27 protein-coding genes are annotated in these 25,507 nt (G+C 61.2%); 7 read left to right on the top strand and 20 right to left on the bottom strand.

Going from position 1 to position 25,507, the window contains the following annotated elements; genetic code table 11:
• Positions 1 to 2 precede the first annotated feature (2 nt).
• The 8 genes from ACJ8PN_RS00285 to ACJ8PN_RS00250 form a co-directional block, all read right to left on the bottom strand.
• Positions 3 to 1,334: an HlyD family type I secretion periplasmic adaptor subunit gene (locus tag ACJ8PN_RS00285; RefSeq protein ID WP_442534460.1), complete on the bottom strand. Its 1,332-nt coding sequence runs from the start codon at positions 1,332 to 1,334 to the stop codon at positions 3 to 5.
• Positions 1,331 to 3,109: a type I secretion system permease/ATPase gene (locus tag ACJ8PN_RS00280; protein WP_442534459.1), complete on the bottom strand. Its 1,779-nt coding sequence runs from the start codon at positions 3,107 to 3,109 to the stop codon at positions 1,331 to 1,333. Before ACJ8PN_RS00280 ends, ACJ8PN_RS00285 begins: the two co-directional genes overlap by 4 nt.
• A 72-nt stretch (positions 3,110 to 3,181) precedes the next feature.
• On the bottom strand, positions 3,182 to 3,748 hold the full coding sequence (locus ACJ8PN_RS00275; RefSeq protein ID WP_004940479.1) for a heme acquisition protein HasA: 567 nt from the start codon (positions 3,746 to 3,748) through the stop codon (positions 3,182 to 3,184).
• A 78-nt stretch (positions 3,749 to 3,826) separates the two neighbouring features.
• Entirely contained in the window at positions 3,827 to 6,514 is a 2,688-nt protein-coding gene (locus ACJ8PN_RS00270) for a TonB-dependent hemoglobin/transferrin/lactoferrin family receptor (protein ID WP_442534458.1), read from the bottom strand.
• A 156-nt stretch (positions 6,515 to 6,670) separates the two neighbouring features.
• On the bottom strand, positions 6,671 to 7,624 hold the full coding sequence (locus tag ACJ8PN_RS00265; protein WP_442534457.1) for a FecR family protein: 954 nt from the start codon (positions 7,622 to 7,624) through the stop codon (positions 6,671 to 6,673).
• A gap of 76 nt (positions 7,625 to 7,700) precedes the next feature.
• Positions 7,701 to 8,201: an RNA polymerase sigma factor gene (locus ACJ8PN_RS00260; RefSeq protein ID WP_021504701.1), complete on the bottom strand. Its 501-nt coding sequence runs from the start codon at positions 8,199 to 8,201 to the stop codon at positions 7,701 to 7,703.
• Between the two features lie 146 nt (positions 8,202 to 8,347).
• Positions 8,348 to 8,548 (bottom strand): YaiA family protein, encoded by a 201-nt coding sequence (locus tag ACJ8PN_RS00255; RefSeq protein ID WP_015376810.1) that lies wholly within the window; start codon positions 8,546 to 8,548, stop codon positions 8,348 to 8,350.
• Between the two features lie 47 nt (positions 8,549 to 8,595).
• The gene (locus ACJ8PN_RS00250; RefSeq protein ID WP_044031852.1) at positions 8,596 to 9,000 is read right to left on the bottom strand and encodes a nuclear transport factor 2 family protein; all 405 of its coding nucleotides are present in this window, start codon (positions 8,998 to 9,000) and stop codon (positions 8,596 to 8,598) included.
• A 96-nt stretch (positions 9,001 to 9,096) separates the two neighbouring features.
• Here ACJ8PN_RS00250 and ACJ8PN_RS00245 point away from each other — a divergent pair, with 96 nt between their 5' ends.
• Positions 9,097 to 9,840 carry a helix-turn-helix domain-containing protein gene (locus ACJ8PN_RS00245; RefSeq protein ID WP_442534456.1) on the top strand — a complete coding sequence of 248 codons (744 nt, stop codon included), beginning with the start codon at positions 9,097 to 9,099 and terminating at the stop codon, positions 9,838 to 9,840.
• A 36-nt stretch (positions 9,841 to 9,876) separates the two neighbouring features.
• Here ACJ8PN_RS00245 and aroL read toward each other — a convergent pair whose 3' ends face one another.
• The 4 genes from aroL to ACJ8PN_RS00225 form a co-directional block, all read right to left on the bottom strand.
• Positions 9,877 to 10,401: a shikimate kinase AroL gene (aroL, locus tag ACJ8PN_RS00240; RefSeq protein WP_442534455.1), complete on the bottom strand. Its 525-nt coding sequence runs from the start codon at positions 10,399 to 10,401 to the stop codon at positions 9,877 to 9,879.
• A gap of 109 nt (positions 10,402 to 10,510) precedes the next feature.
• Positions 10,511 to 11,029, bottom strand: coding sequence for a GNAT family N-acetyltransferase (locus tag ACJ8PN_RS00235; RefSeq protein WP_004940503.1), 519 nt, complete (start codon positions 11,027 to 11,029; stop codon positions 10,511 to 10,513).
• 53 nt (positions 11,030 to 11,082) lie between these two features.
• Positions 11,083 to 13,206, bottom strand: a complete 2,124-nt coding sequence (locus ACJ8PN_RS00230) for a TonB-dependent siderophore receptor (protein WP_351109977.1) — start codon at positions 13,204 to 13,206, stop codon at positions 11,083 to 11,085.
• Positions 13,199 to 14,314: an ABC transporter substrate-binding protein gene (locus ACJ8PN_RS00225; RefSeq protein ID WP_442534454.1), complete on the bottom strand. Its 1,116-nt coding sequence runs from the start codon at positions 14,312 to 14,314 to the stop codon at positions 13,199 to 13,201. The genes ACJ8PN_RS00230 and ACJ8PN_RS00225 overlap by 8 nt, the downstream gene beginning before the upstream one ends.
• Positions 14,315 to 14,533: 219 nt before the next feature.
• Between ACJ8PN_RS00225 and ACJ8PN_RS00220 the strand changes: the two genes are divergently transcribed.
• Positions 14,534 to 14,995, top strand: coding sequence for a GNAT family N-acetyltransferase (locus ACJ8PN_RS00220; protein WP_171453399.1), 462 nt, complete (start codon positions 14,534 to 14,536; stop codon positions 14,993 to 14,995).
• Here ACJ8PN_RS00220 and ACJ8PN_RS00215 read toward each other — a convergent pair whose 3' ends face one another.
• Positions 14,996 to 15,553, bottom strand: a complete 558-nt coding sequence (locus ACJ8PN_RS00215; protein WP_004940516.1) for a class I SAM-dependent methyltransferase — start codon at positions 15,551 to 15,553, stop codon at positions 14,996 to 14,998.
• 241 nt (positions 15,554 to 15,794) lie between these two features.
• Positions 15,795 to 16,079, bottom strand: a complete 285-nt coding sequence (locus ACJ8PN_RS00210) for a YdgH/BhsA/McbA-like domain containing protein (RefSeq protein ID WP_004940519.1) — start codon at positions 16,077 to 16,079, stop codon at positions 15,795 to 15,797.
• A gap of 309 nt (positions 16,080 to 16,388) precedes the next feature.
• Here ACJ8PN_RS00210 and ACJ8PN_RS00205 point away from each other — a divergent pair, with 309 nt between their 5' ends.
• Positions 16,389 to 17,564 (top strand): low temperature requirement protein A, encoded by a 1,176-nt coding sequence (locus ACJ8PN_RS00205; protein ID WP_033634036.1) that lies wholly within the window; start codon positions 16,389 to 16,391, stop codon positions 17,562 to 17,564.
• Positions 17,565 to 17,759: 195 nt separating this feature from the next.
• Here the strand turns inward: ACJ8PN_RS00205 and ACJ8PN_RS00200 are convergent, their stop codons facing one another.
• On the bottom strand, positions 17,760 to 19,121 hold the full coding sequence (locus ACJ8PN_RS00200) for an esterase-like activity of phytase family protein (RefSeq protein ID WP_442534453.1): 1,362 nt from the start codon (positions 19,119 to 19,121) through the stop codon (positions 17,760 to 17,762).
• 427 nt (positions 19,122 to 19,548) lie between these two features.
• Between ACJ8PN_RS00200 and aqpZ the strand changes: the two genes are divergently transcribed.
• Complete coding sequence (gene aqpZ, locus ACJ8PN_RS00195; protein ID WP_004940529.1) at positions 19,549 to 20,244, top strand: aquaporin Z; 696 nt, start codon at positions 19,549 to 19,551, stop codon at positions 20,242 to 20,244.
• Between the two features lie 57 nt (positions 20,245 to 20,301).
• Here aqpZ and ACJ8PN_RS00190 read toward each other — a convergent pair whose 3' ends face one another.
• A complete protein-coding gene (locus ACJ8PN_RS00190) occupies positions 20,302 to 21,072 on the bottom strand; it encodes a class I SAM-dependent methyltransferase (RefSeq protein WP_442534452.1) in 771 nt (256 codons plus the stop codon).
• Positions 21,073 to 21,189: 117 nt separating this feature from the next.
• Here ACJ8PN_RS00190 and ACJ8PN_RS00185 point away from each other — a divergent pair, with 117 nt between their 5' ends.
• From ACJ8PN_RS00185 to ACJ8PN_RS00175, 3 genes are all read left to right on the top strand, one after another.
• Positions 21,190 to 21,993, top strand: coding sequence for a helix-turn-helix transcriptional regulator (locus ACJ8PN_RS00185; protein ID WP_442534451.1), 804 nt, complete (start codon positions 21,190 to 21,192; stop codon positions 21,991 to 21,993).
• Between the two features lie 107 nt (positions 21,994 to 22,100).
• Positions 22,101 to 22,841, top strand: coding sequence for a DUF2076 domain-containing protein (locus tag ACJ8PN_RS00180; protein ID WP_004928461.1), 741 nt, complete (start codon positions 22,101 to 22,103; stop codon positions 22,839 to 22,841).
• 95 nt (positions 22,842 to 22,936) lie between these two features.
• A complete protein-coding gene (locus tag ACJ8PN_RS00175) occupies positions 22,937 to 23,485 on the top strand; it encodes a GNAT family N-acetyltransferase (RefSeq protein WP_015376798.1) in 549 nt (182 codons plus the stop codon).
• On the opposite strand, the gene ACJ8PN_RS00170 is transcribed toward ACJ8PN_RS00175, so the two are convergent.
• From ACJ8PN_RS00170 to ycaC, 4 genes are all read right to left on the bottom strand, one after another.
• Positions 23,476 to 23,727 (bottom strand): hypothetical protein, encoded by a 252-nt coding sequence (locus ACJ8PN_RS00170; RefSeq protein ID WP_004928468.1) that lies wholly within the window; start codon positions 23,725 to 23,727, stop codon positions 23,476 to 23,478. The two genes, ACJ8PN_RS00175 and ACJ8PN_RS00170, sit on opposite strands and share 10 nt — an antisense overlap.
• An 86-nt stretch (positions 23,728 to 23,813) precedes the next feature.
• Positions 23,814 to 24,266 (bottom strand): thiol-disulfide oxidoreductase DCC family protein, encoded by a 453-nt coding sequence (locus ACJ8PN_RS00165; RefSeq protein WP_442534450.1) that lies wholly within the window; start codon positions 24,264 to 24,266, stop codon positions 23,814 to 23,816.
• A 75-nt stretch (positions 24,267 to 24,341) separates the two neighbouring features.
• Complete coding sequence (locus ACJ8PN_RS00160) at positions 24,342 to 24,671, bottom strand: hypothetical protein (protein WP_015376796.1); 330 nt, start codon at positions 24,669 to 24,671, stop codon at positions 24,342 to 24,344.
• A 154-nt stretch (positions 24,672 to 24,825) separates the two neighbouring features.
• On the bottom strand, positions 24,826 to 25,452 hold the full coding sequence (ycaC, locus tag ACJ8PN_RS00155) for an isochorismate family cysteine hydrolase YcaC (protein WP_004928476.1): 627 nt from the start codon (positions 25,450 to 25,452) through the stop codon (positions 24,826 to 24,828).
• Positions 25,453 to 25,507: the final 55 nt, after the last annotated feature.

Below are 25,507 nucleotides of genomic sequence, written 5' to 3'. Positions count from 1 at the left end.
GCTCACTCTTCCGTCAGCGCCAAATGGAGGCGATCGGTCAGCGGTTTGAACAGATAGTTCATCATCGAACGCTCACCGGTGCGGATGAAGCCTTCGACCGGCATCCCCGGGCGGATCTCCAACCCGCTCAAGCGTTGCAATCCTTCTTCGCTGACCTTGGCGCGCACGCTGTAATAAGGCGCGCCGCTTTTCTCGTCGGTCAGGCGATCGGCCCCGACCAGCGTCACTTCACCCTCGACGCGCGGCGTGGTGCTTTGGTTGAACGCCGAGAACAACAGTTCGACCGGCAGTCCCACCTGCACCTTGTCGATCAGTTCGACCGGGATACGCGCCTCCACCTGCAGCCCCCGATCGCTGGGCACGATCTCCATCAGTTGCTGACCGGCGCCGATCACGCCGCCCTCGGTGAACACGCTCAACCCCACCACGGTGCCCGCCACCGGCGCTTTCACCTGCGTATGCCCCAGATCGGCCTCCGCCTTGGCCAGGCGGTTATCCAGCTCGTCCAACTTCATCCGCACCTCGGCCAGCTGGCTGCTGACCTCTTTCTGATACTCTTCCCGCCGCTGGATCGCCCGCAGTTTCAGCTCCAGGATCTGGCGCCCCAGACGGCCGATATTGCCGCTGTCCTCGGATGCCTGGCCGTCGATCTGCGCATGCTGCCCTTCCAGATCCAGCAGCCGATTGCGCGCCACATACCCTTGCGCCGCCAGCTTGCGCATGCCGCCCAGTTGCTCCTGCAGCATGGCCTTTTGCCGCTGTTTGCTGGCGTAAGACTGCCGAACCCCTTCCAACATCGCCTGCGATCCGGCGATGCTTTCCGCGATCGCCGCCAGCTCGCTCTGCAGCGCCGCACGGCGGCTGGTGAACAGCTGTTGCTGCAGCAGAATCAGCGACATCACCTCCGGCTCTTCTCGCCGCGCTTGCAGCGATGGCGGGAAAGCGATCGCTTGCAGACCGTCGCGCTCGGCTTGCAGCCGCGCCTGCTGCGCGGCGTTGCTCAACTGCTGGCTGCGCAGCGCATCGCGCTGGGTGCGGCTGTCGACGGTATCCATCAACAACAGCACCTGCCCGGCGCTGACCCGGTCGCCCTCATGCACCTGAATCTGCGACACCACCCCGCCGCTCGGGTGCTGCACCGCCTTGCGGTTGCCGGCCACCACCACGCTGCCGGAAACCGGCACGCCTTTGTCCAGCGGCGCCAACAGCCCCCATAGCAGGAAACCGCCAAACCCCAACAGCACCAGCCAGCCTCCCAGCCGCAGATAACGGCCTTCGTCGAACTGCCGGGAAAGGGCGTCGATATCGCCGGGGATCACACTCTGATTGCTCATACTTTTCGTTCACCGCTGGCCGTTTTGGCGAAGTTGGCGTAATTGACGTTGAAGCCGCCGTTGCTGCGCCCGGCATTGGCCGGTGCGGCGGCGGGCGCAAAACCAGGCAGTTTTTTCAGGATGGCGTCGCTGGGGCCGAAGTGCTGTATCTGGCCGGCGCTCAGCACCAGCAATTTGTCGGTGGTCGCCAGGATCGCCGGTTTGTGGGTCACTAACACGATGGTGGTGCCGCGCGCCTTCAGCGCTTCGATCGCCCGCTGCAGCGCCCCTTCCCCTTCGCGATCAAGGTTGGCGTTCGGTTCGTCCAGCACCACCAGCGCCGGAGATCCATACAGCGCGCGCGCCAGCGCCACCCGCTGACGTTGGCCGCCGGATAGGCCGCTGCCGCCTTCACCCAGCTCGGTCTCATAGCCTTTCGGTAAATGCAGGATCAGCTGATGCACGCCGGCCAGCGCCGCCGCGGCCACCACCTTCTCGGCGTCGACCAGCCCAAAGCGAGCGATGTTGTCCGTCAGGGTGCCGGCGAACAGCTGGATATCCTGCGGCAAGTAACCGATATGCGGCCCGAGTTGTTGCTTGTCCCACTGCTGAATGTCTGCACCGTCCAGCCGCACGTCGCCGCTGAGCGGCGTCAGCGCGCCAACCAGTTGGCGCATCAGTAGGGTTTTGCCGGAGCCGGACGCGCCAATCACGCCCAGCACCTCGCCGGCCTCCAGGCGAAAACTGACGCCGTGCAACACCGGCGCCGTGCCGCCTGGCGCACTGGCGGTCAGCTGATTCACGGCCAATGTACCGCCGGGTGCCGGCAGCGGCAGACTCGGTATTCGTGGCGGGTTAGCGGCCAGCATCACCTCCAGCCGCTGCAGGGACTGGCGCGCCGATGACCACTGCTTCCAGGCGCCGATCAGTTGATCGATCGGCCCCAACACCCTGCCGATCAGGATCGATCCGGCGATCATCATGCCCGGCGTAATGTCGCCGTTGACCGCCAGCAGCGCGCCGCAACCCAACATCAGCGACTGCAGCGCCAGACGCACGGTTTTCGACCAGGCGGTGACCACGGCGATTTTCTCGCTGGCGCGGTTCTGCAGCAGCAGGAACTGCTGATGCTGCCGCAGCCAGCGCAAGCGCAAGTCGGTCAACATGCCCATGGCGGCGATGGCTTCGGCATTGCGCAGGTTGCCGTTGGCCTGTTGCGTGGCGCTCAGCGCGACGCGGCCGGCCTCCGCCAGCGGCGCCTGCGACACCCGCTGGTTGAGCCAGGCCAGCAGCACCAGCACGATCACCCCGGCGCTGGCCAACGCGCCAAGCCAGGGGTGAAGCAGAAAAACCACCAGCAGATAAACCGGGAACCAGGGGGCATCGAAAAAGGCGAACAGCGCATTGCCGGTGGCGAACTGGCGCAGATTGGTCAGATCGTTCAGCGCCTGCCCCGCCAGCGGGTTGCCGGTTTTCAGATTGGTTTCGAAGGCAGCGTCGTAGACCCGCTGATTGAGGCGCATATCCATCTGGGCGCCAAGGCGGATCACCACCTGGCTGCGCACCCACTCCAGCAGGCCCATAAACAGGTAAAGGCCGACCACCATCAGGGTCAGCATCGCCAGCGTCATGCGGTTGCCAGACGGCAACACGCGATCGTAAACCTGCAACATGTACAGCGCCGGTGCCAGCATCAGCAGGTTGATCACTGCGGTAAACAGCGCAATGCCCCAAAATCCGCGCCGGTATGCGCCCAGCACGCTCATCACTTCTCCGCGCCTGACGGCGTTTTTCATGGCGTTTTCCATCGGCTAAAAACGAGAAAACGCCCGCCGGGGCACGCGGCGCCGGCGGGCAAACGGCCGCGATCAGGCCGCCAGCAATTCCGGGCTGTCGGCGTGCTGCACGCCCACCGCCGTCGCCGCCGCCACCTGATCGAAGGTGGAGTTGACGCTCAGACCGTAGTCGTCGAGGATGCCGTTCAGCGCGGTTTCCAGCGCGCCGGTATCGCCGGACATCAGGCCGTACACCACCTGGTGCACCACGCCATCATGGCCCTGCGCCTGCAGGCTGCTGAGATTCAGGCCGCCGAAGCTGACGTCAGGCACCTGGATGTTGTACGGCGTGGAGCCGCCGCCGTTCAAGCCGTCGCCGAACGACAGGGAATCCAGTTGACCGTACAGGGTGTGCGCCGGTGCGTTGAACAGGGTGTAGGTCAGGTTGCCGCCCGCCACGAACGAGGTGATGTTATTGGCGGTGCTGGTCACGGCATATTGGCTGCCGGACAGGCTGCCGCCGTAGAAACCGCCGCTGTTGGAGTCGGTGACATTACCGTTGGTGTGGTTGATATCGCCAAACGACGACGCCCACTCGTTCAGATAGTTATGGATGCTGTAGCTGCCGAAACTGCTGTCATAATTGACTGAAAATGCCATTTCTCTATCTCCATTGATGAACGGCGCCCCTTGCGAGGCGACCTCTGTGCTCAACGATGAGCAACGCCCTTTTACTGCTTAAAAACGGTACTCCACCCCGCCCTGCACGCTGCGGCCGCGCCCCAGGGTATTGGCCAGCGTCTCGCCGTAGCTGACGACGTAGGCGCGGTTGGTCAGGTTCTCCACCGAGCCGCGCAGCGTCAGGCTGTCGGTCAGTTTGTAGCTGGCGTACAGATCGAACAGGGTGTATTTCGGCCAGTCGGCCAGATACGGGTAGTTGGACGGCACCGAGCTGTCCTGATAGCCCGGCGCGAAGCGCACGGTCACCCCGGCGTCCAGCTTGCGATCGAAAGCGCGGCCGCCCAGCGTCACCGAGCCGCGATCGCCCGGCAGGTAAGCGGCGGTGCCGAACTGCGAGCCGCCGTCGCAGGACACGGCGTCATTCGCCGTCGGATCCTGCTCCGCGTAGAAGTTGCCCGGCCGGGAGTTGGCGCCGTAACGCAGGCGATTGCCCAGCCAGGCGTTCCTGGAGCAAAACTCGTTTTTACCGATCATGTGGGTGTAGGTCAGGTCGGCGTAGAACACCCCGGCGTCATAGTTGAGCTGGTACTCCAGCCCGCGGAAGCGGGTTTTCGACAGATTGTTGACGTAGGCGGCGTTGCCGATGCTCGGCTGCACCAGCCCCGGCTTGTCGCGGTTAATCGCCAGGTTGATGTAGTTATCCACTTTGGTGTCGAAATAGGCCACCTTGGCCGCCAACCGATCGCCCTCAAACCACAGGTCAGGCTGCTGCACGTTGAACCCCACTTCCCAGGCGCGCGAGCGCTCGGCCTGCAGGAACGGGTTGGGATATTGCGTAGAGGTGCTGTGCGCGCTGCCGTTGGTCAGCGTTTCAGTGATCGCCGGCGGCCGCCAGGATTTGCCGTAGGTGGTATACAGCTCCAGCCACTCCACGCCGGGGCGCACCGCCAGCGCCAGCGTCGGCGACAGCTTGCCCTGATCGCGATCGACGTTCCACTCCTGCTGCGTGGTCGTCGCCAGGCAGTTGCGCAGCCGCAGTTGTTTGCAGGGATTCTCCGCCGTATACGGGAAGTCGGCGTAGCTCAGACCGGTCTGGCCGCGCAGGCGATAGCGGTCGTAACGCAGCCCGCCTTCCAACGTCAGCCAGCCGTCGTAGTCATAGGTCAGATTGGCGAACAGGCTGGCTACCGAACGGTTGCCGGCCGGCGTCACCCCATCCATGCCTTGGCGGGAAGAGTCGCTGGTGGCTTTGTCGTAATAGAACTCCAGCCCGTAATTGGCGCGGAAGTCATGCCCCGGCGCCAGGCTGAAGCGCGAGGTGTTTTGCGCCTGTGCGCCATAGGTACGCAGACGGGTGCGCGTCGCGTAGCCGTTGTCCAGCAGCGAACTGGTGCTGTAGGTGTCGCTGTCATCCTGAGTATCGACGTAATACAGCTTGGCCTGAAAATCGAGCCAGTCGACGCCTTCCGGCGCCAGGCTATAGTCGAACGCCGCGTTGCGCGCCATCACGTCGCTGTAGCCGGTGCGCTTCCAGCCCAGTTCATAGGGCGGCCGGGTACCCAGGTTGGTCAGCGTGCCGGCGATCGGCGACGCGGTTTGGGTCTGCAGATAACTCAGCTGCAGGCGCTGGTTGGCGGGCAGGTTCCAGCCCACCTTGGCCAGCCGCGAGTGCATGCGGTAATGAGTGTCGGGGATTTTGTTGTTCTTGATGCTCTCGGCGTAGCGATCGTAATTGCCGGTGTCGTTATTGATGCGAATGTTGCCGATGTCGCCCTTATTGCCGGGCCAATAGTCGCCGAGGTGGCGTTCGCTGGCGGCCAGCAGGATATCGCCGGTTTCGTTGCCCAATGCCAGTATGCCGCTGCCGATGAAGTGGGTGCCGTTATCGCCGGTGCTGGCGTGCAGCTTGCCGCCCAGCTCTTTGCCCGGCGCCAGGAAATCGCTCGCGCTGACGGTATTGAAGGTGGCGATGCCGCCGAGCGTGCCGGCGCTGCCCATACCGCCGCTGGTGCCCTTGTCGATGGTCACGCCGGACAGCAGTTCAGAATCGATATACATGGTGCCGTTACGCTGGCCATGGCCGCTCTTTTGAAAATTCTGCCGCATACCGTCGATGTTCATGTTCACCCGGCCATAGTCTTGTATGCCGCGGATGTTAACCGACAGCGCCGGATCTTGCTGACTGACGCTGGAATAGGCCCCCGTGGTCTGTTCCAGAATATCGGCCGCGTGCCGCGCCGGGCGGTTGTCCATCTGTTCGCGGCTAATGACGCTGACCGAGCGCGGTTCGTCGTAAACCCAATCGTTGGCGCTCATGCCGCCGGCGCCCAGCACCGTCAGGCTGTCCAACGCCAGCGCGCCGCCCTCTCCGTTAGCCGTCGGCAGCCGGCTCAATACGATCTGCCCCTGCGGCTGCAGGCGGAAAGCCACCGAATTGCCGCCGATCAAGCGCCTCAGGCCCTGTTCAACGCTCATGCTGCCGTTCAGCGCCGCCGCCTGCATGCCGTCGAGCTTCACCTCGTCGAAAAACACCTGCATGCCGGCCTGCTCGGCGAAGCGCAACATGGCGCTCTGCAGCGGCTGCGCCGCAATGTTGAAATGCTTTTGCTGTGCGGCCTGCGCACCGTTCGCCTCAGCCTGGACGGCGAGCGCCACAGCCGGCTGAGTCAGCATCATCGCCGCCAGCGCGGCGCGTACCGCCGTGGCCAATCGGCCGGCCGGCGTGGTTCCCTTATGAATAAGCATGCGTGTGTGTTCCACCCGAAAGAATGTCAAACCAAGTGATAATGGAAATCAATCTCGTTTAAACATAAGGACGTTCCGGGAGGCAAAAACCCGTAAAGATTTTTTACAGAAAGTGAAAATAGCGGCGAAACGGGCATCCCGGCCCGCCTGCGCCGCTCAGTAAAGCAGCGTGATGCCGGGGAGATTCAGCTGGCGGGCGGAGAGTTCCTGACGAATGGCGCCGACGCCGTCGTCGAGTTTATTGAGCGCGAACACGCCGCTGACCGTACGCGATCTGAGTTCGGGATTGATCGCTACGATGCGGGTTTCGCGATAGCGGTTGAGCTGCGCGAGCGCCTGCGTCAGCGGTTGGCGGTCGATCACCAGCCAGCCGCGCCGCCAGGCGTCATCACCGGCCGTTTGCCGCGTCAGCTGCAGCTGCCCGTTGCGGTAATGCGCCGCCTGGCGTTGCGCAACCACCAGCGAACGCTCGCCGCGCTCAAGCGTTACCCGCACGCTGTGCTGATGCACGCTGACGTCGACGCCCTGTTCGGTGCGCGCCACGCTGAACTCGGTGCCCAGTGCCTGGGTGACGCCGTTTTCCGCCTCCACCCTGAACGGGCGACGTTCCGGCCCGCCCAACGGCGCGACGACAAAATAGGCGGCGCCGCTAAGCAGCCGCACCTTGCGTTCACCTGCGGAATACGCCAGTGCGATCGCGCTGCCGCTGTCCAGCGCCACCCGGCTGCCGTCCGGCAACGCAACTTCGCGCACCTCGCCGCGAACGGTTTGATAATCCGCCTGCATGCCAATCCATAGATCCGGCCCGTGATAAACGCCGAAGGAAACGGCGATCGCCACCGCCGCCGCCGCCGCCCAGCGGGGCCACCTGCGATGGGATGACGTTTTCAGCGTCGCCACCTGCGGTTGTAACGCCTGCCGCTGCTCAGGCGGCAGCTGTCCCAGCGTCGTCCACAGCAGGCAAGCCTGACGCAGCGCCGCCGGATGCTGCGGATCGGCGGCCAGCCAGGCGTCCAACGCTCGCCGCCGATCGGCCGGCAGCGCCCCTTCGGCCAGGCTCACGGCCCAGGCGGCCGCCTGCTGTCGCGCCTGTGCGGTTAGCGGTTTCATAATGGCATAGACCTCTGTTTTTTCTGGTTATAGGTTAAGACGTCTGAGCGCGGATAAACCCGTAAAAAAATTGCCATTATTGTTCTTCCATCCGCGCCATCAGCCGCTCGAGCGCGCTGGCCAGGTGTTTTTCCACCGTGCTGAGCGACACGCCCAGCTGCGCCGCCACCTGCGCCTGGGTCAGGCCATCGAGCCGGTTAAGGCGGAAAATCTGCTGCGTGCGCGGCGGCATGTCCGCCAGCGCCTGCTGCAACAGCTGCAGCAATTGGCTATCGATCGCCAGTTGTTCAAGCGCCGGTTCACCGGAGGGATACTGCGCCAGAATGTCGTCTTCGACCGCTTCGGTCTGCCGCCGCTGCTGCTGGCGCAGATGGTCGAGCATCAGGTTTTTGGCGGTTTTATACAGGTAGGCTTCGATATCGAGAATGTTACCCTGCGGATATTGCTCGGTAAGGCGGGTAAAACTTTCCTGCGCCAAATCCGCGGCCAGCTGAGGGTCGCGCAGTTTGGCGTTCAAATAGGCTTGCAGCGGCCGCATATGGCGCAGAAACAGCGCCTGCAACTCGGAATTGGACATCTCTTTTCCCAGAAGTGAAACACCCAATAGGGGCGATAAAAATCACATAAATGATTATCATTATCAATATTGTTCTGGGAAATATGTGCTAACGCGGGGGCATAAACAGGAAACCGGCCTGGCGCCGGTTTCCGCTGGGCTGCAGGTCAGTGCTCTAGCGCCTCGTCTTCATAGCGGTGCTTGGCGTCGAGCGCTTCCTGCTCGGTTTCATGTTCACTGAGCAGCGTATTCGGCTCAATGTCGTCGGTGCGCACTTCAAAACGGCGCAGATGCAGGTTCGGGTCCCCCCGAAACACCTCTACGACGCGGGCGCTCCGCGGATAAGCAGGTTGATCATTTTCGCGCATGCCGTTCTCCCGTGTGTTTCACACAGTAGCAAGTATAGCAGCCGCCCTCATTCCGACACGCGTGAACCAAGATCGCGATCGCCGGGAGCGCCCGTCAACAGCTCGGTCAATTCGTCGCAGGCGCAAATACGCCCTTCACGCACGGTGAAGTGCGCCAACACCCGCACGCGGCAGCGGGAACCGTCACGCTTTTCCACCTCGACCAGATGGTGAGTCAGCACCGCTTCGCCCTGCTCCGCCGCCGCGATCACGCTCAGCGTCATGCGGCGAGTTTGCCGCTTCAGCAGCGCCATATGCTGCTCAAACTGCTCGAAGTTCAGCACCTTGCCATCCACCTGCTGGCGGTAGCCTGCGCTGAAACGGGCGGCGAGGTGCGTCGGCCGATGCTCCGGGCTGGCGACCACCTGTTGCAGCGTATCGAGCACCAGATTCAGCGGGGTAAGTTGAGTCATCACATTTCTCCGAAATAGGGTGAACGGCGATCCTATCCCGGCCAGGCGATGGCATAATAACCACATCAAGACCTTCAATAACGTTAAACGGCCAACATGACGCAGATCCGCAGCCAACGCCTTCAGCATGAAAAAAAGCACCTGACGCCCTGGCACCGGCACGAAGGCGGCCAGATCTATCTCTTGACGCGCGGCATGCTGGCAATGGAACTCCCGGGCCGGCAATGGGCGATCACCGGCGGCACGCTGGGCTGGCTGCCGCCGGGATGCGCCCATCAGGCGCTGGCCTGTGGCGACGTGGCGGGCTGGAGCCTGTATCTGCCGGTGGAAAGCGTGCCGGAGATGCCGCCGCTGCCGCAGCTGTTCACGGCCTCTGCGTTGTTGCAGGCCCTGGTGGAGCGCATCACGCAGTTCCCCGCCGGCCCGCTGAGTGCGCCGCAACGGCGGCTGCTGCAGGTGCTGCTGGACGAAATGCACGCGGCAAGCCGCGCCCCTTTGCAATTGCCATTGCCGCAGGACGCCCGGTTGCTGAACATCGCTCGGGCGCTTCTGAACGATCCCGCCAGCCTGCGCAGCCAGTGCGACTGGGCCGCCTGGGCCGGACTCAGCCCGCGCACCCTGAGCCGCCGTTTTCTGCAGGAAACCGGCATCAGCTTCGCGCTGTGGCGCCAGCAGGCGCGGGTATTGCGTTCACTGGAGGGGTTATCACGCGGCAAAGCGGTTGGCGAGGTGGCCGACGCCTGCGGCTATGATAACGTCAGCGCCTACATCGCCGCCTTTCGCCGCCGCTTCGGCGTCACGCCCGGGGCATACTTTGCGGCCGCTCGGCAAACGGAATAGAAAAACGGGCGCACAGCGCCCGAAGAGAAGAAAAGGTTATTTCACCGTCTCACGCGGCAGCACCGCGAGGATTTGTTCCACCACCCGCTGCGGATCGGCGGCGCCGTCCATCACATAATGTGCGGCATCCTGATACAGCGCTTCCCGCGCGGCCAGCACCTCGCGCATCTCTTCGGCGATCGGCCTGCCGGTGAGCGTCGGGCGCTGCGCATCTTCCGGGTACTCCTCCAACCGCTGCGCCAACACGCTGGCCGGCGCGCGCAGGTAGATAACGGTGCCATGCTGGCGCATAAACTGACGATTATCTTCCGCCAGGATCGCGCCGCCGCCGGTGGCAACTATAGTTGACGGCTTAGTCACGGTTTGCAACGCGACGGTCTCACGGCGGCGGAACCCCAGCCAACCCTCGCGCTCGACCATTTCCGCCACGCTCATCTGCGCCGCCTGCTGCATAAACAGATCGGTATCGACGAATTGATAGCCCAACGCCAGCGCCAATGCGCGGCCTACCGTGGTCTTGCCGGCTCCGCGAGCGCCTATCATGAACAGGGTTTGTGTCATTACGGGTTGTCCCTTATGCGGTGACTTGAGTGCATTGCATACCAAAATGCCGAGCGGGTGCGATGGCGTGGTGGCAGCATCATACCCTGCCCGCTCTGTATTTCAATATTTACGATAGTGTAAATTCCATGGCACAGCGACTGCCGACGGCAAAGCCGTGCGCCAGATCCTCATCCAGATGCCGCCGCAAGGCGGCCGTGAGCTGCGCGCCCTCAAGCGGCCGGAATCCCAACCGCCGGTAGTAAGGCGCATTCCACGGCACCTCAATGAAGGTGGTGAGCGTCAGGCGGCCAGCCCCCTGCCGTTTGGCCTCTTCAGCCACCGCGCCGATCAGGCGGCGGCCGACGCCCTGCCGCTGCCAGGTGCCGGCGACCGACAATTCGGCGATGTGCCAGTCTTCCCCCTGAGCCAGCACGGCGATGAAACCGGCGCACTCGCCGTTGTCGCTTTCCGCCAGCCATTCACGGCGCTCGGCGATAAACGCGGCATGCTGCTGCGGGGCCATCACCTCGCCTTCGGCAATAAAGCGCCATTCCGGCTGTTGGCGAAACAACTGCGCCGCCGAGCGTTCAACCGCCATCAGATGCGCGATATCCCGCTGCTGCGCCAAACGAATCTGCAGGCTCATGGGTTCTCCTTAACGTTAGGGAGGTTATTTAAGCAAATTTCACCGCCCGTGGCTTAGAAATCGACACTGCCGCGCAGCACCACCTCACGCGGTTCCCCCACCGCCACGCGCAAATTGCCGCCGCTGGACGGGTAGTAGGTTTTATCGAACAGGTTCTTCACGTTCAGTTGCCATTTCACCCGATAGCCGTTGATCGGCATGGTGTAAGCGGCGAACGCATCGGCAACGGTGTAGTTATCCAGGTAGAAACTGTTGGCAGCATCACCCGGGCGGCGCCCTACGTAGCGCGCACCGGCGCCAATGCGCACCTCATCGCCGCTGTAAAGACCCGGGCTGCCCAGGTTCTGGGTCAGGAACAGCGAGGCGGTGTGGCGCGCCACGTTGGTCATCTCTTTGCCCTTGTTGTCCGGATCGTCCACCACCCGTGCGTCGGTATACGCATAGGAACCGATCAGGCTCAGCGAGTCGGTGAGATTACCGGCCACGTCCAGCTCCACGCCCTGCGAACGAACGCGCCCGGCGGTGCGCGTCACGGTTTCGCCCTCCACCAGCTCACTGACCATCACGTTGCGCTTGGTGATGTCGAACAGCGCCAACGTGCCGGTAACACCGTTCGGCAGCGCCAGCTTGCCGCCGACTTCCCACGACTTGCCCTGCTCCGGCGGCAGCGAATCAATCTGGGTGGCGATGGAAGAGTTCGGCTTGAACGACTCGGTATAGCTGCTGTACAGCGACACGTAAGGCGTCAGCTTGTAGACCACCCCGGCGCGCGGCACCAGCTTGCCGTCCGAGCTATCGGTATTGGTCTGGAACGGCCGCCCCTTGCCGGCATAGACGTCGAAAGCGTCGTAGCGCAGCCCGCCCATCACCAGCCATTTATCGGTCAGTTGGATGGAATCCTGCATAAACCAGCCGTAGCTGGTGAGGTTTTCCCGCTGGTCGCTGTCTTTGGCGCTCACCGCGTTCGACGGTGGCATCAGGCCGTATACCGGATGATAAATATTGAAATCGCTGTTCTTTTTACCGCGGATCATGTCGCCGCGGTAGGTACGGTTATCTTCAAAATCAAAGCCGAACAGCATCTGGTGGTTGATGCTGCCCCAGTCCACGTCACCATTGAACGTCAGCTGCACCGCGTTGGCGTGGCTGACGGCATGGGCGGTCGAGTCGGCCTGGCGGCTCAATACGCCGCTCTCCGGGTCCAGCGCCGTGGCGCGCGCCTGGTTGTCGCTGTAGCTGTTGCGGCTGTAGGCGTAGGTCAGCGAGCTTTTCCAGCGCTCATTGAGCGTTTGATCGATCTGCAGAGTGACGCTGTCCTGATCGCCGCGGGTGGCGTTATAAGCCTCGTCGAAACGGCGATCGCGCGGCGTATTCACCGGTTTGCCGGTGCGCGAATCGATAATGGTGCCACGATCGAACGGCACCAGATATTCCATATGTTCATAGGCCAACCGCACGGTGGTGTTCTCGCCGTACCACATCAGCGAGGGCGCGATCACCGTCTGGCGATTGCGGCCAAAGTTGCGCCAGTAATCGGTTTCATCGTGATCGACGATCATCCGATAGGCAAACCCCGACGTGCCGAGCGGCCCGGTAACGTCGAGCTGGCCACCGCCGCCGTTGAAACTGCTGCCCCAGCCTTCCACGTGGGTATGCTGCTGCAGCTGGGGTTTTTTGGTGATCATGTTGATCATCCCGCCCGGCTCGCCCATGCCGTACAGCATCGAGGCCGGCCCCTTGAGCACCTCCACCCGCTCGGTGGTCGGCGTAAAGTTGCGCGCCTGCACCGAGCGCACACCGTCGCGCAGAATGGAGCCGTCGCGGTTGTCGCCGAAGCCGCGTTTCATTACCGCGTCCTGGGTGCCCCCCAGCGTGTTGGCCTGGGTTATGCCGCTGACGTTGTACAGCGCTTCGTCCAAGCTGCTGACCGCCTGATCGGTAATCACCTGTTGCGGCACCACGTCGATCGCCTGCGGCACGTTCAGCAGGTTGGTTTCGCTGCGGGTGCCGGTGACGCTGGTCAACGGCTGATAGCTCTGCACGCCGTCGGCGTCTTTGCGGCCGACCACCACCAGGCTCTCTTCCTGCGGCGCGGCTTTTTCCGCCGCCCACGCCGGCGATGTCGCGCAGGCTGCCAAAGGCAATGCGCACCACCAGCCGCGCTTGTTGTTATTCATTATCTAACCGACTCCAATAGGTCCCTGAAAAAGGTAACGGCAAAAACTGCTGATACAGCTGTTGGAAGGTCTGCTGCGGGTTGATGTCGGCGAACAGATCCGGGTAAAACGCTTTGGCGAACATCTCGACCAGCACGACATGGTACGGGCTGAGGTAAAAGTTGTGCCAGACGCTCCAGGCGCGGTGGTTTTTCACCGCCTGCAGGCTGGCCAGCATCGGCTGTTTGGCGATCAGTTGGCGGAAGCTGTCGGCGGCCTCCTGTGGGCTGACCTGCGGCCCGAGGCGCAGATCGGACAGCCGTTTGCCCTGCGGCCCAGCCATGCCGGTGGCGAGGTACACGTCGGGATTGGCGCTCAGAATGGTTTCCGGGTTCAGCTCGCCATACACCCCTTTGACGCTGGCGTTGGCGATGTTGTCGCCGCCGGCGAAGGTCAGCAGATCGCCGAGGTTGCCGTGCGCGGCGGTGGTGCAGCAGGTGTCGCGCCGCCCCAGATGCAGGTGCAGCATCACCTTGGGCTTCGGCCCCTGATAGCCCGCCAGCCGTTGCCGGATCACCGTCATATGCTGCTGATAAAACGCGATGAACTGCTCGGCGCGTTGCTGGCGATTGAGCACTTCGCCCAGCAGCCGCACGCTCGGCACGGTGTTGTTCAGCAGATCGATGCGCAGATCGACGTAGATCACCGCCACGCCGGCCTTGCTCAGTGCGGAAACCAGCAGATCGTTGTCGCCGTCTTCACGCGCGTAGCGCGCCAGGATCACCAGATCCGGCTTCAGCTGCAGCAGGCTTTCGATGTTGACCTGGCGAAAGTTATTGCCGCTGATGACGGGGATCTGGGCTATCTGTGGAAACTTCTGCGTATACAGCTGCCAGCTTTGTGCATCAAAGCGCGCCAGATCCGCCGGCCAGCCGACGATGCGCTGCGCCGGGTTGCCCGGCTCCAGCAGCGCCAGCGTATACAGCATGCGGCTCTCCCCCACCACGATGCGCTGCGGGTTGTCCGGCACCGCGACCTGGCGGCCGGTGATGTCGGTTACCGTCTTCGCCTGGGCGGAGAACATGCCGAACCACAGGGAAAGCAGCAGTAAAATGAGGGAATTGCGCATGATTGAGCCGAAACGGGGGAAATAGTGTGCGCATGATAATCACTCTCATTAGCACTTGCAATCCCATGCCGCGATTGCCAAAAGAAATCCGGGAAACGGTGCCGGGCATGCGGTGAAACACCGTGAAACCGCTAAAATAGCGGCTTTAAAAAGTTAAAAAAATGGCGGAAAAATCGGTTAAATAGGAGGGGGAAACAGCAAAAAAACCGGGAGACCGCCATGACTCAACGCATCATTCCGCTGTCGGAGTGCCCGCAGTTTGCCGATGTGTGCGCCGCCTGGGCTTTCGGCCAATGGGGTTCACAGCGCGGCGGTTCGCTGGCGCGCACCCAGCTGCGTTTCGCCCAATGCAGCCGGCCAAGCGACGATCACCTGACGCTGATGATGATCGACGGCGATCGTCCGGTCGGTATGGCCAGCCTGTGGCCCAGCGACGATCACCAGCGCCAGGATCTCACCCCGTGGCTGGCCGGCGTCTTCGTGCATCCCGATCACCGCTGCAAAGGCATCGCCCACCGTCTTGAAATGGCCATCGTCGAGGCGGCGCGGCAACGCCATCACTCGGTTCTGCATCTCATTACCGACAAATCGGAAGCGCTGTACGCCGGCTGGGGTTGGCATCCCGTGGAACGCCGGCGACAGCATGACGAAGAGGTGGTGGTGATGGAGAAAAAACTGTAGCTAACGCGGCGTACAGACATACACCAGCGCCGGCGGGAAGTTGCGCACTACCCGCAGGCGCTTCCAGTGAAAATAGCGCGACAGCAATTTTTCCGACAGGTGGCTGTATTGAAACAACACCAGCGTGCCGTTGCGCGCCAGCAGCCGCTGCCGGGCCTGCTGAAGAATGCGCACGCTGATCCTGACCGGGATCGACAACAGCGGCAGGCAGGAAAACACCACGTCGTAATCCGTGGCCATCCGGGTCGCAGAGTGGCCCATCACCTGCAGCCGCCGATCGTCTATCCCGCGCAGCCGATGCACGAAATGGGGTTGGATTTCGAAAGCCTCCAGCGCCGCATCGGCGCGCATCCGCCCCAGAATGCGTTTGGTCAACACCCCGTCGGCCGCGCCCAGTTCCGCGATCGACAGCGCCCGGGTCCATTCAATCTGGTTCAGCATCGCCTGACACAGCCACGGGGAAGAAGGTGCCAGCGTACCGACGGTGCGCGGTGAAGCCATAAACTGCTGCAGGTAAGCGAAGTGATTCATCAGTTGCAGCCGGGTCGCATTTAACATTGAGGCCTCCTTGGGTTAAGCCCTCAATGTGAGCCGAGTTTCTTAAGTAATCATTAACATGATTCCGAAAGCGGCAGACACAGTTGTAATAAAATGCAACCTCATCAACGGCACGCAAAGAAAAACGGCCGTAATAATGACCTGAGAATAAGTCGTTTATACACCGACTATTCAGATAATTATTGCGACCGTTTATTTTATTGGCCGCGTTACCGCGGCCAGAGCGTAAAAAAGCCAATGCTTAGCGATAAATTTCCGCATTGCCGCGCCAGTTGCTGGAATCCCCGGGGGTGTCCAGACCGATAATGCGATAATGGCTGGCGCCGTCCGCCGCGGCTTTTTCTTTAAGGGCGGTGATGGCATCATGCGGTGAGCCGCTAATGCCGGAAACCGACACGACGCCGATGCTTTGCAGATTGGCGGCCTGCTCGCTGTTGACCTGTTTCACCGACGACAGCGGCGCGGCGAAAGTGGAGAAAGAAGCGGCGGCGATCAATACGGCTGCGATGCTTGGGATGAGTTTCATGATTGACTCCAGGTGTTCTTGTTTATTAGCTCGTGGTCAGTGATGTTAATTATCCGCTAGCCAATGAAAACGGACGTCATGCAACGTAAAGAACATCAATCATTGTGAGGAGAATAAGGAGGAAGTGAGAGCGGGTGTGTATTTTCAGGCGGGAATGACTTTATAGACCTCACCTTACCCCTATTTGATGAACAATTAAAGACGGTGCGAGATAAAGCATGCGCGCCGCGTCTATTTAAGATTTTTTACCCGCCGGAGCGCGCTGAGCTACGCTGATTTTGTGGCTTACCCTTTTAAGGAAGAACGCTTATGTCGCAAAACCTGCTGCGCGTGCGTGACGGTCAGGGCGCGTCGGTCTCATTTTCCGAGCTGCTGTTCGATCTGATCTACGTTTTCGCCGTGACCCAACTTTCCCACTATCTGTTGCATCACCTGACGCTGACCGGCGCGCTGGAAACCCTGCTGCTGTGGTTTGCCGTCTGGCTGGCCTGGCAATACACCGCCTGGGTCACTAACTGGTTCAATCCGGATACCCGCCAGATCCGCCTGCTGCTGTTCGCGATCATGCTGCTGGGGCTGTTCGCCGCCGCCGCGCTGCCGCAGGCGTTTGGCGAGCGCGGCCTGATCTTCGCGCTGTTTTATGTCGCTATTCAGGTCGGCCGCTCCGCCACGGTATTGCGCCTGCTGGCGCCTGGCCACCCGTTGAAACAAAACTTTCGCCGCATCCTCGGCTGGCTGTGCATCTCCGCCGTCTTCTGGATCGCCGGCGGGCTGGCGGAAGGCCATACTCGCCTGGCACTGTGGGCGATCGCCGTCTTGTGCGAATACGTCTCGCCGATGTTCGGTTTTCGTCTGCCGGTGCTGGGGCGCTCGGACAGCAGCAGCGAATGGACCATCGAAGGCCACCATCTGGCGGAGCGCTGCCAGCTGTTCGTGATCGTGGCGCTGGGGGAAACCATTCTGATCACCGGCGCCACCCTGAGCGAAATGGAAAGCTGGAGCCTGCCGGTGCTCATCGCTTCGCTGGTGGCCTTTCTCGGCAGCCTGGCGATGTGGTGGGTTTACTTCGACACCAGCAGCAAAGCCGGCAGCCACGCCATCAGCCAGGCGGAAAACCCCGGCCAGCTGGGCGCTTATTTCCACTACGTGCACGTCGCGCTGGTGGGGGCCATCATCGTCTGCGCCGTGGCCAACGAACTGGTGATCGCCCATCCCGACGGCCGCATCCAACACGCCACGGCGGCGGTGCTGCTGCTCGGCCCGGCGATTTACCTGTTCGCCAACGCGCTGTATAAACGGTTGGTGTATCGCCGCTTCCCGCTGTCGCACCTGGTTGGGCTGCTGGCGCTGGCGGTATTGGCCCCCGCCGCCTATTTAACCGATCTGCTGATGGTCAATGGCCTGACGACGCTGATCATGGTGGTGGTGGCGGTGTGGGAGAGCATCTCGCGCGGCAGAGCGCCGCAGCGGCACGCGGAGACCTGAAGCAAACGAGGGCGTCACCGCCCCCGCTGTGAGATTGATGACAAACCTCATGCCATTGCCGGATTTGCAGAGAGCAGCGGATAAAAAACAAGGAAAATCAATTTATTGATTTTCGGCTGATGGCCACAAAGGAGGAAAACCACGTTTTTCCTCCTTTGTCAACGGTCTGACGGGGGCGCTGTCGCCCCCTCTCGATCACTTCAAGGATTGCGGCAAGGTGAGCACCCAGAGCTCGCTCAGCGACTCCGGCTGCTCCAGAGGGCGCAATTCGATACGGGCATCGGTCTTGTCGCCGTCGAGGCTCAACCGCCCTTCTTTCTCCAACTGGTAGTCACCGATTTTTTTGCTCTTTGGCGACGCATCCACCAGCTTCGCCTGCAAGCCGAAATCGTTGTCATTGATCACCGCCAGCGTGCGATCGTCGATCAGCGCCAACCCTTCCGCTTTCTCCTGGCGCCAGCCCAACTGGCGCAGATCCGCCACTTCCCGTTTCTGCGCCAACTTCACGCCGCGTTTAGCCAGAGCTTGCGCGTCGTCGAACTCCAGCGCTTTACCCTGGCCGTCAAACGTACTCAGATCGCTGGCCTGCGCGAGATCCACCAGATAGATCTTGTTGAGCATCGTCTTATCTTTATCGGTTCCCTGTTCAATCAACAGGATGCGCTGGTTGTCCAACGCCACGATATCGCCAATCTTGGCGTCTTTGGCTTTTTTATAGCGGTCGATATCGATGGGATAGCCATACATCGCAGTTTTGCCACTGCGCGGATCGAAGCTCACCAGCCGGGTAAACTGCGCCTTGTTTTTGCTTTTACCATCGACATCCAGCGTGCTCTGCACCGCCGCCAGAATGCGCCCATCCGGCATCCGGGTCAGCCCCTCAAAACCGCGGTTAGGCTGGCGCCACTTCAGGATGTTCGGCAAACCGCTCGCCACCGCCTGCTCGCCGGCCTGCGGCGTTGGGCCATATTTGGCGAGAATCTTGCCTTTGTCGTCGACATGGATCAGAAACGGGCCATACTCGTCACACAGCCAATAGCCGCCGTTGCCGTCACCAATGATACCTTCGGTATCCAACCCACGGCGATCGCCGGACAGCGGTTGCAGCGCGTCGTTCAACGCCACTTCGTTCGTGGAACCAATCAGCTCGCTCGGCAGCGGCAGCCCGCTAATCGGCCCTTTTTCGTCATGCAAGGGCCGCGCATTCTCGGCCACGGCCTTGCCGCCGCCGATACGAATGTCCATCAACAGAGGCGTGAATTGCGGATTGGCGAAAATCTTGGCTTCTTGCTTGCCCACCGCAGGGGCATCAGCATTCGGGCCGCGATCGGTCAGCGTCGTCAGCACCAGATCGTCGCCCTGCTTGCGATTGAACGACAGCCCTGAGCCGATCCCCACCGGCAGCCCCTGCGGGAAATGCTTGGCAAACGCTCCCTGATAGGCGACGCGTTCCCCGCCGGGGAAGCCGACCACATAACGCGCCACCTCAATATCTGCAGCGTAGGTGAATACCGGAAACAGCGAAGCCAACAGCAGGGAGAGCGATTTTATTCTCATGTTTTTTTACCCGAGGTTGAATGAAGCGTTATCAGGCAGAAGAAGATATTAATTTAGCATGACACTTAGATGACAACAGGCGCTTCGTCAAATGTAAAACAAGCAATAAGGTTGGCTGGCAAATAGAAATTAGCAATTAACCTGAGCGTATTGAATGGATAAAACCGCTGGAAAAAACCGCCCGAAAATAGCCCGCCATTTTGCTTAGGGTAAATTCTTATAGCAAAGATAAAAAAATCGGCAAACGCGCGTCGGCACGGGGAAAAACGGTGTTTTTCTCATAGACAAAATAAAATACCGGGGATTTAATACCGCCGTTATTCAAGGTGCATTAAGAAAATTCTATAGAATATCTGCATGAACTCAAAAAGCTGTTCTATAGTTTTTAGTGCTAACGCCCGTTAGTCTATTCCGCAGGATGGAATCTATGTCAAAGCGACTTTTTGCTGAATTTTTTGGCACATTTTGGTTGGTGTTTGGTGGTTGTGGTAGCGCAGTATTGGCAGCGGCATTCCCACAGCTGGGTATTGGTTTCCTCGGCGTCGCGCTCGCTTTCGGTCTGACCGTGGTGACGATGGCCTATGCCGTCGGCCATATTTCCGGCGGGCATTTTAACCCGGCCGTCACCGTCGGCTTATTCGCCGGCGGCCGTTTCGCGGCGAAAGACGTTATTCCTTACGTTATCGCTCAGGTCATCGGCGGTATCGCCGCAGCGGCGGTGCTGTATTTGATCGCCAGCGGCAAAGCCGGTTTCGACGCCACCGCAGGCGGCTTCGCCTCCAACGGTTACGGCGAACACTCACCGGGCGGTTATTCTCTGCAAGCCGCGATCGTGATTGAGCTGGTACTGACCGCCTTCTTCCTGATCGTTATTCACGGCGTGACCGACAAGCGCGCGCCGGCAGGCTTTGCCCCGCTGGCGATCGGCCTGACGCTGACGCTGATCCACCTGATCAGCATCCCGGTGACCAACACCTCCGTCAACCCGGCGCGCAGCACCGGCGTAGCGATCTTCCAGGGCACCTGGGCGCTGCAGCAGCTGTGGGTATTCTGGCTGGTGCCGCTGGTCGGCGGCATTATCGGCGGCCTGATCTACCGCTGCCTGCTGGAAGACAAGAAATAAGCGTATCGCAGTCGATCGCGTTTCACGGGGCAGCCTTCATCGGCTGCCCCGTTGCTTTCAGCCCTTCGTCACTTCAAACATCATGATATCGCTGCTAAAGGAGCCGTCCGGCTGAATGGCGAAATGCGCCGCCACCTCCTGCGACACACTCTGCTGCAGCGCGCGGATCGCGGTGACGAAATGCGCCGGCGTGCGCATGCGCGCCACCCAACTGCCGAACTCCAGCATCAATCGATCCGCCGTCACTTCGCGTACCATCAGCCCGGCCTCGGTCAGCAACGTCAGCCACTCGCCCGGCGCATAGTTGCGCACGTGCGAAGTGTCGCGCAGCACTTCCACGGTTTGCAGGTAGATATCCAGCAGCGGATGCCCCGGCGAGACCACGTCCATAAAGATCGCACTGCCGCCCGGTTTGAGTACCCGCCTGACCTCGCGCAGCGCCTGGCCGACGTCGTGCCAGTGGTGCGCCGAATAGCGGCTGATGACCAGATCGAAGCTGGCGTCTTCAAACGGTAAAGACTCCGCCACGCCCTGCTGCAGCTGAATGTTATTCAGGCCTTTTTCCGCCGCCGCCTGCTTCACCACCGCCAACATTTGCGCCGACAGATCGTAGGCCACCACCTGCGCCACCCTGGCAGCCGCCGTGAAGCTGGCATGCCCGGCGCCGCAGCCCAGATCGAGCAGGCGCGCGCCGGCGTGCGGTTCCAGTAACTGTGCAAGGCGTTGCAAATCCTTGCCCTGCGCGTGTACCGCGCTGGTTAAGTAGGCGTTGGCCTGCTCGCCGAACTGCCGGTCTACCGCATTGTTATGGCTGTTGCTGATGCTCATGTTTGCTCCCGTTATTATCCGGCTTGCGCCTGTGCCTGAAGGCTTTCGGCTACTATAATCAGGCTACTATACGGGTACAATATGAGCAGTTATCCTGGTATAAATAGGTACCACGCTATGTCATCAGAAGCCTTATCCGGGCCAAAGGCCCTCGGCGCGTTCCTGCGGGCGCACCGCGAACGCATCACGCCGGAAATGCTCGGCCTGCCCAGCTCCTCGCGCCGTCGCACCAGCGGCCTGCGGCGCGAAGAGCTGGCGCAAATCAGCGGCATCAGCGCCACCTGGTATACCTGGATCGAACAGGGCCGCGAGGTATCCATTTCCCCCTATACGCTGGCACGCATCGCCAAGGCGCTGCGGCTCGGCCCGGCCGAACGCCATTACCTGTTTACCCTGGCGCGCGTCGCCGACCCCGAGCAGGAAACACACCGCGAAACCGCCAACGACGCGGTGCTGCAAAGCGTGCACCAGATGACGGTGCCCTGCTACCTGCTGGACGTGACCTGGAATGTCGTTGCCTGGAACCCGCAGGCGGCGGCGCTGTTCAGCGGCTGGCTGGATGTGGCCAACACCCCCAACCTGCTGCACTTCATGTTCTTCCACCCATTGGCGAAAACGCTGGTCAGCGATTGGGAAGAGCGCGCGCGCCGCGTGGTGGCCGAGTTTCGCGCCGAGACCAGCCATCATCAAAATACCGAAGAGATGCGCGCCTTCGTGCGCAACATGACGCACAACAGCGCAGACTTTAATCACTGGTGGAAGCAACATGACGTCATGGCGCGCGAAGGCGGCGAACGCGCGTTCGAGCATTCTCGGCAAGGCACACTGCGCTATCGCCAACTGACCTTCCACCCGGCAGAGCACGCCGGTCTGAAGCTGGTGATGCTGATACCGCTGCCGCAATTGGTAACAAATTCATAGGCAAGTTTACCCGCCATTTATTTATTGGTTCATGTAAACGCGCTAGGGTGATTAATATCGATGATAATGATCATCCAACACAGTTATTTATCTCCTGAGGTACTCCTATGCAATCCGAAGAACAACGCCTTATCGATGGTCTGTTTGGCCGCCTGAAAGAAGCCGAGACCAAGACGGGCCCACGGGATCTCCAGGCAGAGCAGCAAATCAACCAGCATATTCGCGAGCAGCCTTCCGCCCCTTATTACATGGCGCAGGCGATGATCATTCAGGAAGCGGCGCTCAAGCAGATGGATCAGCGGGTCAAAGAGCTGGAGGCCCAGGTGGCGCAGCTGCAGCAAACCGCCAACGGCCAGCAGAGCAGCGGCGGCTTCCTGGCCGGTCTGTTCGGCGGCGGCAGTCGCACGCCAAGCCCGCGCGAACAGTATCAGGCGCAGCAGCAAAATACGGCGGCCTGGAACAACGCGCAGCAGGGTGGCTACGCGCAGCAGCAGCCTGCCTATGCCCAACCGCAGCAGGCGGCGCCTTCACGCGCCGGTGGCTTCCTGGGAGGCGCCTTGCAAACGGCGGCGGGCGTCGCCGGCGGCGTGGTGTTGGCCGACATGCTGACCGGCATGTTCCGCCATTCGCAACCACAGGAAATCGTAAATATTATCGAGGAAACCCCGGCACCGCTGGACGACAGCGCAATGCGCAATTTCGACGCCTCCAACAACCTTGATACCTTCAACAACGGCGATGGTGGCAGCTTCCTGAACCAGGACAACGGCTTCCAGAACGCCAGCTATCAGGACGACACGGATTACGCCGACGACGATTACAGCGACGACGACGACTCCTTCCTGTAATTCCCTTCGCCCCCTCTCACCCGCAGAGGGGGATTTCACGTTTCACCAATCTGGTCTACAGTGAACACTGTTCATTTATCCAGCCGGGAGAAACGATGATGAGCCTGACTCCTTCAGACCCTTTTTTCAGCGAACGCCTGCAGATGCGCCCGCCGGTGATGGCGGATCTCGAACGCTTCTACGCCATCTTCGGCGATCCGCAAACCCAGCGTTTCAATCCCGCCGGCCCGCTCACCAGCGAAGCGCAGGCTATCTCGGCGCTGCAAGAGAGAATTTCCGGGTGGCAACAACACGGTTACGGTTCCTGGGCGATCGCCCTGCGCGAACGGCCGGATTGGATTATCGGCTTTGGCGGATTGTCCTGGAAACCGCTTGGCGCGCAGCGCACCGTGAACCTCGGTTATCGATTCGATACTCGCGTCTGGGGCATGGGGTTGGCCACCGAGATGGCGCGGGCTTCGCTGCAATATGGTTTTGTCGGATTGGCGATGGAGGAAATTTCCGCCATTGTGCGCGCGGAGAATCAGGCGTCGTGGCGAGTGCTGGAAAAGATCGGCATGCGGCGGGTGGATACGCTGGATGACGTGCCCGGCGCGGCGCCGAGCCTGGTGTATACACTAAAGCGCGGCGACTATCAGGGCTGATCGTCGCTGATTCTGGCCAATGCCATGCGATAAGATTTGACCTTTTTACGCTTTTTCAGCCAGGTGGTGGTCGACACGATGAACACCGCGCCCGACATCGCCAACACGCCTGTCGGGTGGCCGTAAAACACCATCAAGGCAAAGTACACGGCGGAAACGATCGCCACCCATTTCGCCGTATTGCCCATGTCGTTTTTCTCCTGGGTCAAACGGCGAATGCGCTCTTCTTCACTGATTCCCATACGCGCTCCTTGTTGGTTGAATGTTCCATTATATGGAGTTGGAGTGCTGATATTTCAAGCGGTTGGATGGTAAAGAAGCGTAAAGCTCAGGCCGGCGGCTCCCGCCGCCGAGACAGATAGCGCCCGGGCTGATCGGCACCCGGCAGGCCGCTGCCGTCGTTGCGGCCAAACAGCCGGTAGCGATTGCCGGCAACCGCATCGTAGACCTTGTCCGCCAGCCGCGGTGGCAGGCAACGCCCCAGCGCCAGCGCACGGTACGGCCAGGTCATTTGGCGCAGCGCCTGAAACAACGCCGCCGAGCGCAACCAATAGCGCCCCTGCTCAACATAGACCACGGAATCGAAACGATCGGTCGGCAACCCCAACGCCAGCAGGATTGCCTGTCCTTCGACGGATTGCACCGTTGCCAACAGAATGCGCCGCTGCCGATCGGCGCGAATAAGGTATCTCACCAGCCCGTGGCACAGATTGCATTCGCCGTCGAACAACAGCGCGCGATCGCCGGGCTGGAGATAAGGCAGCTGTGATAAAGGGGTCATCCCGCCTCCCGAAAAACGCTCTCCTTAGCCTAACGCGCCGGGCGCGCCCAGGCCAGAGCGGGATGACAGGGCCCGTTAAGGCGCAGGCGGTGCGTCAGGCACGGCCACCACCGCGACGCGCACTTCGTAATGTTTGGCGCTGCCCGCCGGGATCACCGCCGTCAGTTTGTTGATGGTTTCCACCGGATTGTCGCTGGCCGAGGTGGCACAGAACAGCTCGCCGCCGTGGCAGAACCCCGGCTTGGGCGGGTGCCCGCCCGGGAAAGGCGGCATGCGCATCGGCGCATCCATCAAAGGCGGCAACGCGTTGGCCGCAGGCTTCTCAGGCGCCGACATCGCGCTCGCGCTGAACAATAGCGCCATGCCCATGCAGGGCAGCGCCAGGATCTTGATTGCTTGTTTCATTGAATTAGCCTCATTTGCCGGGTTCGGGATTACGCTACCCCGCCCCCGGCCAATGAGAAAGCCGCTTTTCGCTACCTTTTCGCCCCGCTGCGCTTTGCTTACATCCCGCGTCTAACGTGATGAAAGGCGAAAGGTTGAGTAAAGGGCCGTCGCGTTACTTACCGTTGGTCAGCGTGTTGTAGCTGGTCATCAGATTGCGGTAGTCCGGGATATGGTTGGAGAACAGCGTGCCCAGGCCTTCGATATCGTTGCGCCAGTCGCGGTGCAGCTCGCAGGCGACGCCGAACCAGGTCATCAACTGCGCGCCGGCGGCTTCCATGCGGCTCCAGGCCGACTGACGGGTCAGTTCATTGAAGGTGCCGGAGGCGTCGGTCACCACAAACACTTCGAACCCTTCATTGAGTGCAGACAGCGCCGGGAATGCCACGCACACTTCGGTCACCACGCCGGCAATGATCAGCTGCTTGCGGCCGGTGGCTTTTACCGCTTTGACGAAGTCGTCGTTGTCCCAGGCGTTGATCTGGCCAGGGCGCGGAATGAAGGGAGCATCGGGGAATTGGGCTTTCAGTTCCGGCACCAGCGGGCCGTTGGGGCCGTTTTCAAAACTGGTGGTCAGAATGGTCGGCAGGTTGAAATACTTCGCTAAATCACCCAGCGCCAGCACGTTGTTTTTAAACCGATCGGGATCGATGTCGCGCACCAGCGAAAGCAGCCCTGCCTGATGATCCACCAGCAATACGGCGGCCTGATCTTTGTCGAGGCGTTTGTAATTTGCAGTCATGGTTTTACTCCTGTGGGGTTTGATGTTGCGGATGAAATGCCCCGCCGGTGTGGCG

It is taken from the genome of Serratia sp. CY76391 (assembly GCF_052166695.1).
Taxonomy (GTDB): Bacteria; Pseudomonadota; Gammaproteobacteria; order Enterobacterales; family Enterobacteriaceae; genus Serratia; species Serratia nematodiphila.
The sequence above is the reverse complement of the archived record's forward strand: the minus strand, read 5'-3'. Positions and strand labels throughout refer to the sequence as shown.